The sequence below is a fragment of the Posidoniimonas polymericola genome (assembly GCF_007859935.1).
GTDB classification, from domain to species: Bacteria; Planctomycetota; Planctomycetia; order Pirellulales; family Lacipirellulaceae; genus Posidoniimonas; species Posidoniimonas polymericola.
Map to the genome: position 1 here is coordinate 366,081 of NZ_SJPO01000007.1, position 12,885 is coordinate 378,965.

Annotated in this window: 6 protein-coding genes and 1 pseudogene; all 7 read left to right on the forward strand. The window is 60.9% G+C overall.

Annotated features, from left to right (window positions below):
• Positions 1-738 precede the first annotated feature (738 nt).
• Positions 739-3,579 carry a multiheme c-type cytochrome gene (locus Pla123a_RS15955; protein WP_231956510.1) on the forward strand — a complete coding sequence of 947 codons (2,841 nt, stop codon included), beginning with the start codon at positions 739-741 and terminating at the stop codon, positions 3,577-3,579.
• Positions 3,576-5,450: a CRTAC1 family protein gene (locus Pla123a_RS15960; protein WP_146588723.1), complete on the forward strand. Its 1,875-nt coding sequence runs from the start codon at positions 3,576-3,578 to the stop codon at positions 5,448-5,450. The genes Pla123a_RS15955 and Pla123a_RS15960 overlap by 4 nt, the downstream gene beginning before the upstream one ends.
• Before the next feature lie 453 nt (positions 5,451-5,903).
• Positions 5,904-7,463 (forward strand): hypothetical protein, encoded by a 1,560-nt coding sequence (locus Pla123a_RS15965; protein ID WP_146588725.1) that lies wholly within the window; start codon positions 5,904-5,906, stop codon positions 7,461-7,463.
• Positions 7,464-7,473: 10 nt separating this feature from the next.
• Positions 7,474-10,257 (forward strand): DUF5695 domain-containing protein, encoded by a 2,784-nt coding sequence (locus Pla123a_RS15970; protein WP_197528035.1) that lies wholly within the window; start codon positions 7,474-7,476, stop codon positions 10,255-10,257.
• 171 nt (positions 10,258-10,428) lie between these two features.
• Positions 10,429-10,692: pseudogene (locus tag Pla123a_RS25440) on the forward strand (transposase); the annotation flags it as partial.
• A gap of 47 nt (positions 10,693-10,739) precedes the next feature.
• Positions 10,740-11,363: an IS3 family transposase gene (locus Pla123a_RS15980; protein WP_146588729.1), complete on the forward strand. Its 624-nt coding sequence runs from the start codon at positions 10,740-10,742 to the stop codon at positions 11,361-11,363.
• Positions 11,364-11,550: 187 nt separating this feature from the next.
• A complete protein-coding gene (locus Pla123a_RS15985; RefSeq protein WP_146588731.1) occupies positions 11,551-12,618 on the forward strand; it encodes an integrase core domain-containing protein in 1,068 nt (355 codons plus the stop codon).
• Positions 12,619-12,885 lie beyond the last annotated feature (267 nt).

Below are 12,885 nucleotides of genomic sequence, written 5' to 3' on the forward strand. Positions count from 1 at the left end.
GACGCCACAACCGGCAGCGACTTAACCGCAAGTTTTTCCACCCGACTGCTCACGCCGCCCCGTATGACAAGATTCGCCCACCACAGCATTGTTCTGCTGGCTTGCAGCTGCGCCTGCTGGGGCGTCCTCGTGGGCGGGCCCGCCGCGGCCACATGCGGCGATTGGCTGGCCCACGGCCCCACAGACGAGGCTCAAGAGGGCGAGAAGTCACGACCGAACGACGGCCATTCAGGAGCGAAGCAAGGACGGCCGACTACCCCACACGGTTGCGCGGGACCGTCGTGCGGGGGGAGGCGTTTGCCGCCTCATTCGGCGACGCCGACACCACCGCCTACTCCGCGCGAAATTAGTTCGGCGCAATTGGCGCTGCTTACAGCCGATGCCCCTGGGGCTCCAGGCCCACGAAATTGGATTGCGGCCTGCTCGCGTTTGCATTCTCTCAAGGGCTTCTTCCCTCTGCCGGATCCTCCCCCACGTTTCTCCTGACGTGGCTTGGGCTCGACAAGATCCTCACCGACTCGCCAGATAGGCGGCTGCGCCGTTCAGTGGCGACTTGAAGGGATCGCTTGGACTGTCTCGCGCGGTGCAGCGCGCAACGCCGTCGCTCCCCCAGGCCTTCATCGCAGGCTTGTGCGTCACGATGGTCAGACCAGGAGAATAATGGTGGCTAAGTCGTCTCCCCAGGAGGGCATGCAGCCCGTCCGAAAGAAGCCGTACGTACGTTCAGTCAGTGGCCGTATGCGAGTGCTTCTCTACTTTATCTTCGGCCTAGTCGCCGTGCTGGCGGCCAATTCCGCCTACCTATCTTCGGTAACGGCAATGGAGTGGTTTACCGGCGAGACCTACCAAGACTACTTCTATCAGTACATGTTCCTGGCTCATTTGGTCATGGGGCTCGTGCTTATCACGCCGTTCTTGATATTTGGCGTCCGGCACATGCTCGCCGCGAAAGACCGGAAGAACCGCCGCGCGGTCCGGATTGGCTACGCATTGTTCGGCGTTTGTGTCGCCGTACTGGTGAGTGGGCTGCTGTTGATGCGTCTGGGGGGATTCGACCTTCGTGACCCGTCCGCCCGTCAAACGATCTATTGGATGCACGTGGCGTGTCCGCTGGTAGCGGGCTGGCTCTATTGGCTCCACCGACTGGCGGGCCCACGAATCAAATGGAGGATCGGCGGCGCCTACCTTGGCGCGGTGGCCACGGCGGTTCTTGCTATGCTCTGGCTGCAGGCCCAGGACCCGCGTGAGTGGCACGCCCTGGGACCCGAATCCGGCGTGAAGTACTTCGAGCCGTCGCTGGCCCGAACCTCGACCGGGGACTTTATCCCGGCCGAGAATCTGATGAACGACGAGTACTGCAAGACCTGCCACGCCGACGTACACGCCCAGTGGTCCGACAGCGTGCACCGCTTCAGCTCGTTCAACAACCCCCCCTACCTGGCGAGCGTCACGGAGACGCGGAAGGTCTCGATGGAGCGGGATCAGTCGGTGCAGGCCTCTCGGTGGTGCGCCGGATGCCACGACCCGGTGCCATTCTTCAGCGGGGCATTCGACGACCCGAATTTTGACGCATTGAAGCACCCCACCTCTCAGGCCGGCATCACATGCACCGTGTGCCACGCCATAACGAATGTCAACAGCAACCGCGGAAACGCCGACTACACCATCGAGTCTCCGCTGCACTACCCGTTTGCTTCAAGTGAGAACCGCGCGCTGCAGTGGGTCAACCAGCAGCTAATCAAGGCGAAGCCAGCGTTTCACAAGAAGACCTTCCTGAAGGACTTCCACTCCACCGCGGAGTTCTGCTCGACCTGCCACAAGGTGCACCTGCCAGGCGAGCTGACAAAGTACAAGGAATTCCTCCGCGGCCAGAACCACTACGACCCGTACCTGCTGAGCGGCGTATCGGGGCACGGCATCCGCAGCTTCTACTACCCGCCAAAGGCGCAGCCCAACTGCAACAACTGCCACATGCCGGCCCAGCCGTCGGACGATTTCGGCGCAAAGCAGATCGCAGGCGCCGACGGGCTGAACGTGCACAACCACCTCTTCCCATCGGCAAACACCGGAATCGCCTGGCTGCGCGACAAGCCGGACATTGTGCGGGCTCACCAGGATTTTCTGGACGGCGTAATGCGGGTCGACATCTTCGGTGTCCGAGAGGGTGGCGAGATTGATGGACAGCTCACGGCGCCCATCCGCCCGGCGGCTCCGGTCCTGGTTCCTGGAAACCGCTACCTCGTGGAAGCCGTCATCCGCACACTGAAGATGGGGCACCTATTCACGCAGGGCACGGTCGACTCTAACGAGATCTGGCTCGACGTGGTCGTCAAGTCGGGCGACCGGATCATCGGCCGCAGCGGCGCCATGAACCCGGACCTTGGCAATGAAGTGGACCCGTGGTCGCACTTCGTGAACGTTTTCGTCATCGACAAGGACGGCAACCGAATTGACCGCCGAAACGCGCAGGATATCTTCACTCCGCTCTACAACAATCAGATCCCGCCCGGCGCAGGTCAGACCGTGCACTACGAATTGGAAGTCCCCAGCGGTGTGAGCGAGCAGCTGGTCGTGGAAGTGAAGCTGATGTACCGTAAATTCGACCAGCGCTACATGGACTTTGTCGCCCGCTCAAACGAAGAACTGGGCGCGAACATCCGCGGACACGAGCCTGGCAAGCCCTACGTCAACAACCTGCCGGTCACGGTGCTCGCCTCGGACAGCGTGGTTTTCGCTGTCGACGATGCGGAAGAGCCGCCTGAGAATGGTGATCGCGACATACCTACCTGGCAGCGATGGAACGATTACGGCATCGGTCTGCTGCTCAAGGGCAGGGCCGAGCTCCGGCAGGCGGAAGAGGCGTTTAAGCACGTGGAGGAACTCAACCGCTGGGACGGCCCGATGAATCTCGCGCGGGTCTACACCGCAGAAGGACGGCTCGATGACGCGGTTGCCGCGTTACAAAGGGCGGACGCTTTCCGCGACGCCGAAGGCTTCCCTCGTTGGACCTGGGCTTGGCAGAGCGGCGCCGTGAACCGCCAGCAGGGACGCCTCGTCGAAGCGATTCAAAACCTCCGCAGCGCCCTGGAAGACAGCACGGCTGTAATGCAGCAGCGACAGTTCGACTTCAGTCTTGATTACGAAGTCATCAATCTCCTGGGGCAGACTCAGTTTGACCTGGGCCGGCTCCGAGCCCGACAGGGTCGGACGGACGAAGCTCACGAGGCCTGGACCGAAGCAGTGGCGACCTTCCAGAGAACCCTCGCGATAGATTCCGAAAACTTTACTGCCCACCACAACCTCCAGCTCTTGCACGCAGAGCTTGGCGAGCCAGAGAAGGCGGCGGAGCACGCCGGTCTGCACCTGAGGTACAAGATGGACGACAACGCCAAGGGCCGGGCCGAGCGACTCGCACGCGAGAAGTACCCCGCGGCCAACCACGCTGCGGAAGCAGTCGTTAAGTATTCCTTAAGCCGAGACGGCGCCCCGGGGCTCGCCCAGACGGACGCCAACGCCGAAAGCGCAAAAGAATCGGATCAGATTGCACTCGAAGACGCGCCCGCGGGAGGTGGACAATGAAGTCACAGCATGAGTTGGACCCCGGAGCCCCCTCGGAGGCGGACGAGCAGAGCGATGCGGCTATCGCCGTGGCGCTCAAGCGTTCGCTCCTGGTGTTGAGTGTCGCGGCCGCGGCCGTCTTGGTGGCGGTTTTCCTCGGCAACCGTACGGAGCCGGTTGTCGTGACCGAGAGTGAGCTCTCGACGGTCGAGGTGCGCGAAGCCCCGATGGTGGATCCACCGTCGGTCAGATTCACGGACATTTCCGGTCAGCTTGGTCAAGGATTCGTCCACCGTAACGCGGCAGAGGGCGATAAGCTTCTGCCCGAGACTATGGGCGGAGGGTGCGCCTTCCTAGACTTTGACAATGATGGCGATCAGGACCTACTGCTGGTGAACAGCCTCAGCCACTGGCCATGGGACGACGCCCCGCAGGCTGAACCATCGGCGGGGGGGGCGCTGTTCGCGAATGATGGCGCCGGCCGCTTCTCCGACGTGACAGCGGGGTCGGGCCTCGAACAGCCGCTGTACGGGATGGGCGTCGCCGTTGGAGACTACGACAACGACGGTTTGGTCGACGTTTTTCTCAGCGCCGTTGGCCGCGACCGTTTGCTGCACAACGAAGGCGGCGGAAAATTCCGCGACGTTACCGACGAGGCTGGCGTTAGCGGCGGCGGCCGCGACTGGGGCACCGGTTGCGGTTGGTGCGACTACGACAACGACGGCGACCTCGACCTGTTCGTCTGCAACTACCTGAACTGGAGTCGTGAATTCGATGCGGCGCAGGACTTCCAGCTCGTTGGCGGCGGACGCGCGTACGGCCGTCCCCAGAACTTTGAGGGCGTTTTCCCGTTCCTCTACCGCAACGACGGCGATGGGCGTTTTACCGAGGTAGCCGAATCTGCAGGCCTGCAAGTGCGCAACGCGGCAACCAATGTGCCGGTCGCGAAATCACTCGGGGTGACCTTCGTCGACGCCGACGAGGACGGTTGGATCGACGTGATTGTCGCCAACGACACTGTGCAGAACTTCCTGTTCCACAACATGCAGGATGGGACCTTCCGTGAAGTGGCTATTGACGCGGGCATCGCGTTCGACATGAACGGCGCCGCCCGTGGCGCAATGGGCATCGACGTCGCGCGATTCCGCGACAACGGCGCCCTGGGCATCGCCATCGGGAACTTTTCCAACGAGATGACCGCTCTGTACGTTTCGTACAAGGGAGAGATGCAGTTTATGGACGAAGCGGTCTCAACCGGACTTGGCCCCAATTCGCGACTGGAGCTCAGTTTCGGGTTGTTCTTCTTTGACTGCGACCTGGACGGGCGGCTCGATATCTTCACCGCCAATGGGCACCTGGAAGAAGAGATCAACCGCGTGCAGCCGAGTCAGCACTACGAGCAGAGCCCCCATCTGTTCTGGAACTGCGGTGCGGAGCACGACACCGAGTTCGTCACAATCGGCGCATCCTCGGCAGGCGAAGATCTGCTCCGGCCGATGGTGGGGCGTGGTGCCGCGTTCGCAGACATCGACTCCGACGGCGATCTCGATCTCGTCATAACCGCCATCGGCGGCGCGGCGAGGCTAGTGCGTAACGACCAAGAACTCGAAAACGACTGGATCCGGTTCCGGTTAACCGGTTCCACGAGCAACCGCGACGCCATCGGGGCCTGGATCCGTATCGATTTGGAGGATCGAACCATCGAACGGCAAGTGATGCCGACCCGCAGCTACCTCTCCCAGGTTGAACTCCCGGTAACCATCGGCCTAGGTCGGGACGCCAAAGTGAAATCCATGTCTGTCCAGTGGCCCGATGGGGCGCCGCAGGTGGTTCCCTTCGACGGTGTCAACCAACTTTACGACGTCCGGCAGCTTCCGGCTTCTGGCGGTTAGCTTCCGTGCCAGTCGCTCACGCGTCACAGGGGATCGTGGAAACACACACTCGTGGCAATAAGTGGATTGCGAGTTTCTCCACCAGTCCGGCAAGCCGCTCCCAGAGCCCGGTTCGCGACGGCGAGTTGATACTTGAGCGCCGCTTGCCCGTAATAACGGCGAAGATTTATTTGCCCGACGGGTCCTCTTTTGCTATGCTCCCGAAATGCCATTGTGCACCATGTGCATTTGAGGGCGTGTTTCGTTGCTGCGGACGGAGAGCGACAGCAGCGTCTCAAGCTCGCCGTAGCGGCACTTTGCTCGACCAGTGACATGCAGTCAAACCGCCAGGGCGAGGAGGGCGCGACCGTCCGGTTCGAGGCCAACGAGCGCGCCGGCATCGGCCGGAGCTGTCGGGTTCAGGTGACTAGGTAGGAACAGGCGTCGTAGTTCAGTCTAACCAAAGGTCAGCAAATGCCCGCCGCGATTTCTACTACGGCAGTATGGTCCCTGGTAGCAGTTCTGCTGCTTGTGTCGAACGATGCCTGTTCAGCCGGAACGCCTGTCTTGACGCCTCCCCCCGCATCCTTCTTTGACCTCGTCGGGGAGCGGGATCGGGATGCGGCAAGGAACTTCTACGCCAAGTACGCTTCCGCCAACGGGCTGCCGATCGTCGCGTCTGAGGAGGTTGCGGACCAAGCTCTTGTGAGAGCGTGCGAGATAGTCGACGCAATGCTTGCGGGGCGACCCGATATTCTGGAGCAGATGGTCGATAACGGCATGTACCTCATCATCATCGGCAAGGACCAGGTGTACACCGATATGCCGGAAAACCGGCACGTTCGTGACAAAGATTTCATGAACGAGCGCGTGCGCGGCACTGGCGGCAAGCCGACGAGTTTTGGCGAAGAGAACCTCCTTTCTCTCGCCCTCGATCGGTACGACGACGAGAGCATTGCCGTGCACGAGTTCAGCCACACCATTGACGGAACCCTGCGTTCGCTAGATTCAGACTGGAGGGATCGTCTGCAATCGGTCTACCGCAGTGTTTGCGACCAAGGCAAGTACGTCGGCGCCTACGCCCGCGGCAATCCCGGGGAATACTGGGCCGAGGCCGTGCAGGCCTACTTCGACTGCAACCGCGTGAACAATTGGAACCATGGGCCGGTGGGTACTCGCGAGGTTCTGCGGACCTACGATCCCGAGGGGTACGAGTTGGTGCGATCGACCTTTCAACTCGAGCCGGAGAGCGTCTGGCGCTACTCGTTCCTCCAATCGCACCCCGTGGTGATTTCCCCACCCCAACGATTCAAGATTCCGGGCTACTACACAAAGTTCTCTTGGGCGCGTGAGTTCTGCGTTGTTGGCAATGCCGTCAGCGACGAAGCCCTGCTGAAGGTCAACGACACCGTCAGGAAGATGTTTGCGTATCGCCACGACCTGCTTAAGACGCTGATCAACGACGACGCCAAGCTTGTGGTGCTCGGCGAAAACGAGCGGCTAGCTGATTTGCCTGAGTGGGCGGAATTTGAAGCGGCGGGCGCTTCGCCAGGCGATCGCCAGGCAGACTACCTGCCGGCGACCGCGACCTTGGTGGTTCCAAGCGACGCCGCGGTGAAACCAGCCGGCGAGATCTCTGGAATTGGGAACCCTGTAGTGTACTCGATGGCCAAGGCGTTCTATGGGCAAGTCGCGGTCCGGGCGATCGATCCAAACTGGGAGAACCGCGGACGCGACGTCCAGCAGTATGAACTCAACGTGCGGCGACTCGACGAGCGGTTCGGCAAGGAAGTGCGCGACGCCCGGGCGAACGCTCTCAAGGCCGGCCTTTGGTCAGGAACCGCCGCTTCTAGCAGCGATGCAGACTACTTGGCGTCCGGAGTCGTGGCCTACTTTGACGCCGGCGGTTCGACCCACCCGGCGCCGAGCAGAGAGGAGCTGCAAGGTTACGATCCAGCGCTGCACACGATTGTTCACGAAACCATGGCGTATGAAGGGCGTGTCGACTGGCGGTTTCACGCTGACCAACCGTAGGAGTCGATACATGCTGTTTGCGATAGCTTGCGAGAGACGCTGCCGCCATTTAAGCGTTGTCCCGCTGCTGACTACGGCGCTCCTCTGCCCGGGGATGCCCGCGGTGGCTGCTGTCGAGGCGCCGCCCTCCGATTTTGAACTGGAGTGGAACAGCGGCCACGTCACCAGCCTAAGGCGCCGCGACGATGCGTTTGACACCCCGTACCTGCGGGCCGGATCGCGACTAGGCGACGTGGTTCTCCGCTATCGCGACGAGAGCGGACCTTGGATCGAGGCGTCAACTCGGGGCGCCCAACGGCAGACCCAAGCATCCGCCTCTGGCGCCGGTGCTCGGGTCGCTAGCTACCGGATCACAAGAGACGGCAAACCCGCACTCGAAATCGGAATCGAAACAGAGGTGTCGCGACACGCCGTTACCCTGCGGGCGACGGTCAAGAACCTCGCAGGCGAACAGGTCGAGATTGGAGACCTGGCGGTCCCACTTCCGATGAACACGCAATTCCAGCGTGGCTCGTCTACCTCTTCGGTGCTCAAGCACAGCTTTGTCTCGGGGCACGGATCATTCTTCTACTGGATGAGGTCGAACAGCGTCGGCCCCTACCTGTTGATGACTCCCTCAGACGACACTTCGTTGGAGTACTGGACCGCGGGCAGGCGAGACAACGACGCCTATGAGTACTGGGTCTACGCGCACTCGCGCGCAGCGGGGGAGGAGGCCTCGCATCACGGAGGGACCTGGCGCCAGCCGCACACTGCGTGCCGGCTTGACCCACTCGGAGGGGACCGAGATTCCAGCACTTATTCATTTCGATTTGAGTGGGTCGAGGACCACAGCGCCGTGCGAGACGCTCTCTACGCCAATGGGTTGGTCGACGTCCAGGTAGCGCCCGGAATGACGATCCCGTCTGATCTCGACGCGGAGCTTGCGCTGCGCAGCCGGGTGGACATCAAGAGCATCGTCGCGGAGTATCCCGAGCAGACGAACATTACCGAGCTCCCTTCAAACGGCGACTACAAGCGGTTCCGTGTGCGTTTTCACAAGCTCGGTGAGAACCGACTCACCGTGAATTACGGCGACAATCGCCACGTACATCTCGAGTACTTTTCTACCGAACCCCTTGAAAAGCTGATCAAGAAACGAGGCCGATTCATCGCCGGTTGCCAGCACCTCGCCTCCGAAAAGTGGTACAACGGACTGCTTTCAGAGTGGAACATGGAGTCCGCCACGCTCCTCGGCCCCGACAACTACGACAAGATTAAAGGGTGGCGAATTTACGAGGTCTCGTGCGACGATCCCGGGCTGTGCAAACCGGCGTTTCTCGCGGCCAAGAATTCCCTAATCCCGCGGCAGGAAGAAGTCAGAGCGCTCGATGAATACATCGAGCACTTTGTATGGGGGAGGCTGCAGAGGACGACCAAGGAGTCCCACTCCTACGGGATTTACGGCATCCCCGATTGGAAACAGAACCGCGACAGCAACGATCCTGGATCCAAGGGGAAGTTGCACCTGTGGCGCACCTACGACTATCCGCACGTCGTGCTTATCTACTACCACATGCACCTGCTCGCCCGTGATCACCCCGAGATCGAAACGAAGCTCTCGTCGGACGAGTACTTGGAGCGCGCCTACGGTACGGCGAGGGCGATGTTCACTGTGCCCTGGAGCATCGTCGAGTGGTCGGGTTACACCACCGGCTACTACAACGAACTCGTGCTCGTCGATCTGATAGACGCGCTCGAGGCCGCGGGCAAGACGTCGGAGAGTGATCTGCTGCGGCAATGCTGGGAGGCGAAAGTGCGTTTCTTTGTCGGTGGCAAGGCCGACTGGTTCCAGTCCGAGTACGCGTTCGACTCGACCGGATTTGAGTCGACGCATGCACTGGCTAAGTACGCGTTGTCACGTGTCTCCAGTGGAGTAGACTTGGATTCACTGGGGTACACCGCGGACCAGGCCCGGGATTTCATGGATGCTCAGATGCAGGCCAATCTCTTCTGCAGAGGGGTAATTGAGCCGGCCTACTACTATCTTGGCAGCGATTACCGCGGTCGCGGCGGAGACGCCTACACGCTCAGCTACATGTCGCAGATGGGAGGCTGGGCCGTGCTCGATTACGGGCTCTGCTATGCGGAACACCCGTCGGATTACTTGCGTCTCGGGTACGCGTCGGTATTGAGCTCGTGGGCTCTCATGAATACCGGCACCGAGGAATCCAACTACGGGTATTGGTTCCCCGGTAAAGAGAATGACGGCGGCGCGGGCGGAGGCTTCGAGCCCGCCATCAGTGGCAAGACTTGGCTCGAGCAGCCTCATCACCGAGGCTCGTGGTACTACGCCTGCGAAATCGATCTCGGCTACTGCGCGGCGTTGCGGGCCGCGCGAACCATCCTGTCGGACGATCCGGTATTTGGAAGAATCTGCTTTGGTGGCAGCGCCTCGAACGCTACGGATGACGCGATTGGCGTCGTTCCGCGCGACGGTGTGCGTCGCCGGTTCAGCGCGCTTATCGGAGGCCGTGCGTTCCACCTGGAGCTGAAGCAAAACCGGTTTGCAAAGGCGCAGGCGATCCTGGTCAAGCCCGAACTCTCACGCATCAGTTTTCGTGTAGAAGCAGACGCCCCGGATTCGCGGCGAATACAGATTCTCTTTTGCCCGCCTGCACCGGGCGTGTGGGTCGTCGGAGCCCAGGGAGGTTCAAGCAAGAAAGTCGTGGTCCCTAACCACCGGCCCATCGACATAGCCGTAGAGGTCGATGTGTCGTCAGGGCAGTGGATTACCATCGCGCGGGAGGGCTAATTGATCCTCGCGAGGCGAATGTATCCGTTCCGCGAAACGCATCTTCTCGCTCGGCCGCTAGCAAGTCAAGCTTTGGCTTTCTCGATTCGGGAGGAAGATTGGCCTGCTATCGAAAACCTGATCCAGCGGTTATGAAGGCCTCAACTGCCCGCAGTGCCAGGAGACTGAAGGATGAGTTTGAAGCGAAGAAGTCGTCAAAGCCCGGAGCAGGTCGTGAAGAAGCTGCGGGACGCGGACGCGATGTTGAATGCCGGCAAGGACTTGGCGGCGGTGCTGTAGGCGCTGGAAGTCAGCGAGTCGACGCTGGAGCGTTGGCGTAAGCAGTACGGCGGGATGAAGTCGGAGGAGGCGGTTCGGCTGAAGAAGCTGGAAGACGAGAACCGCCGCCTGAAGCAGCTGGTGGCGGACCTTTCGCTTGACAACCAGGCGCTGAAGATCGTCGCGGAGGGAAACTTCTGAGCCCTTCCCGGAAGCGAGCGGCGGTGGCCAAGCTGCGTGAGCAGCTGGGCCTCTCCGAGCGGAGGGCGTGCCGCGCGATCGGCCAGCCGCGTTCGAGTCAGCGTTATGAGTCGAAGCCACGGAGCGATGAGCCCCAGCTGCTGAAGCGGATGCTGCAGCTGGCGCGTAGGCGGCCGCGGTTCGGCTACCGCCGCATCGCGGCGTTGTTGCGAGCGGACGACTTCCGGGCGAGCGAATCTCGCATCCTCCGTCTGTGGCGTCGGGAGGGGCTGAAAGTGCTGCAGAAGAAGCAAAAACGCCGCCGACTGGGCGTTGCCGAGAACGGCTGCGACCGCCAGCAGGCGACGCACAAGAACCACGTCTGGGCGTGGGACTTCGCGTTTGACAAGACGGCCAGCGGAACGCAGCTGAAGTGGCTGTCGATCGTCGATGAGTACACGCGGGAGTGCGTGACGCTCAAGTGCGATCGCAGCATCACGAGCGAGGACGTCATCGACCGACGACCTCGAGGTTATGAGGCGATTTCTAACCAGCCGTGGAACTGCTCATTTCTCGGCAAAACCAGGGGGAAACCTGCTTTCGCAGCAAGTGAGAGTCTATCAAACCGTATCAAGGATTGTCAGGTATTTCGGTACAGGCGGCCTTAATCCGGTACAAACGGTACGCGGAGTCAGGCCCCAAGCTTGGCTATTCCGGCCGTTGCGAATTCTTTGAAAGCCATACGGGGAATGATGCTTGAAGCCAGCGTCATTGCTGAGAGAATCAAGCGACATCAGGGGTTCGGAAAGATTGTCACCCCAGTTTCCCGGGGAATCTCGCCAGGATGGTTGCTTGATGAAGGATTGGTTTATGCCGCTGTTGTTTCTGCTGGCGCGTTCTGACGAAGACCAGCTCCGGCGGCAGATCCTGTTCTTGAAGGCCGAGCTTGAGATGACCCAGGCGCGCGTCCCGCAAAGCCGTATCTTCCTTTCGAACGAGGAAAGAGAGCGTTTGTTGGGGCTGGGGGACGGCATCGGCTCGGACGTGCTGAAGCTGGTTTCGATCGTGCACCCCCGAACGTACCAGCGTTGGCGTGAGCGGAGAAGCCAAGGGCAGCCCCCGGCCAAAAAGATGGGCCGCAAGGGCACTCCCGAGAACCTGCGGCAGATCGTTATTCGACTTGCTACCCAAACTGGCTGGGGGTACGGTCGGATTGTCGGCGAGCTGAAGAAGCTCCGCATCCAGTCTGTTGGTCGCACGACGGTGCGGACGATCCTCAAAGAGGAGGGCGTCTCGCCCAGCCCGAAGCGGGGCAGGGGGACGTGGGACGAGCTCATCAAGATCCACGCCGAAACCTTTTGGCAGGTCGATTTCTTCTCGAAGATGGTGGTCACTCCAACAGGGCTACGGCAGGCGTATGTGCTGGTGTTTCTGAACATCCAATCTCGACGTGTGATCTGTTCGCCGGCAACCTACAAGGCGGATGATAAATGGATGGTCGAGCAGGCCGAATCGATGCTGGAACAAGCCAAGGGGATGGAGTTGCCAGTACGCTACCTATTTCGCGATCAGGACTTCAAGTACAGCAAGCGGTTCGATCGAGTCTTTTCGGAAGCAGGCGTTGCCGTTGAGCCAACGGCTCCCCGGGCTCCGACTCATAACGCGTTTGTGGAACGCTGGATCCAGAGCGTCAAGTATGAAGGCCTGAACCGCTTCATCGCCTGCGGCTTGAATCACCTCGATTACTTGGTTTCCGAATTCGTGGACTATTATCACGAACTTCGCCCTCATCAGAGGAAAGACAACAAGCCGCTTCTTGGGGACTGGTCCGATACGGACGATCCTCCGAGCAGCGGCGACGAAGTGGTCTGCCGGGAGCGGCTCGGCGGGGTGCTGAAGTGCTACGAAAGGAAAGCTGCCTGACGAAGCTGCCGAGGCAAGTCGAATAGCCGCGGCGCGAAGATTCGCGGCACGACTCCATGCGCCGTTGATAGAGCGGCGGTGATTCGCGACGGGCGTCGCTCCAAGAGCCGTTCAACGCGGTTCTCGACCTTGAATCAATGGGCTGGATCGTTGTACAACCTTCTCGAACACGACGCCCCGGAGGCGACTTACGCCGTTAACCCTCTGAGTTGGTTAGCGGTTTGTACTTGCAGTTTGGTCGCCTTGAGGATTTTGGGCGGTGTGGCG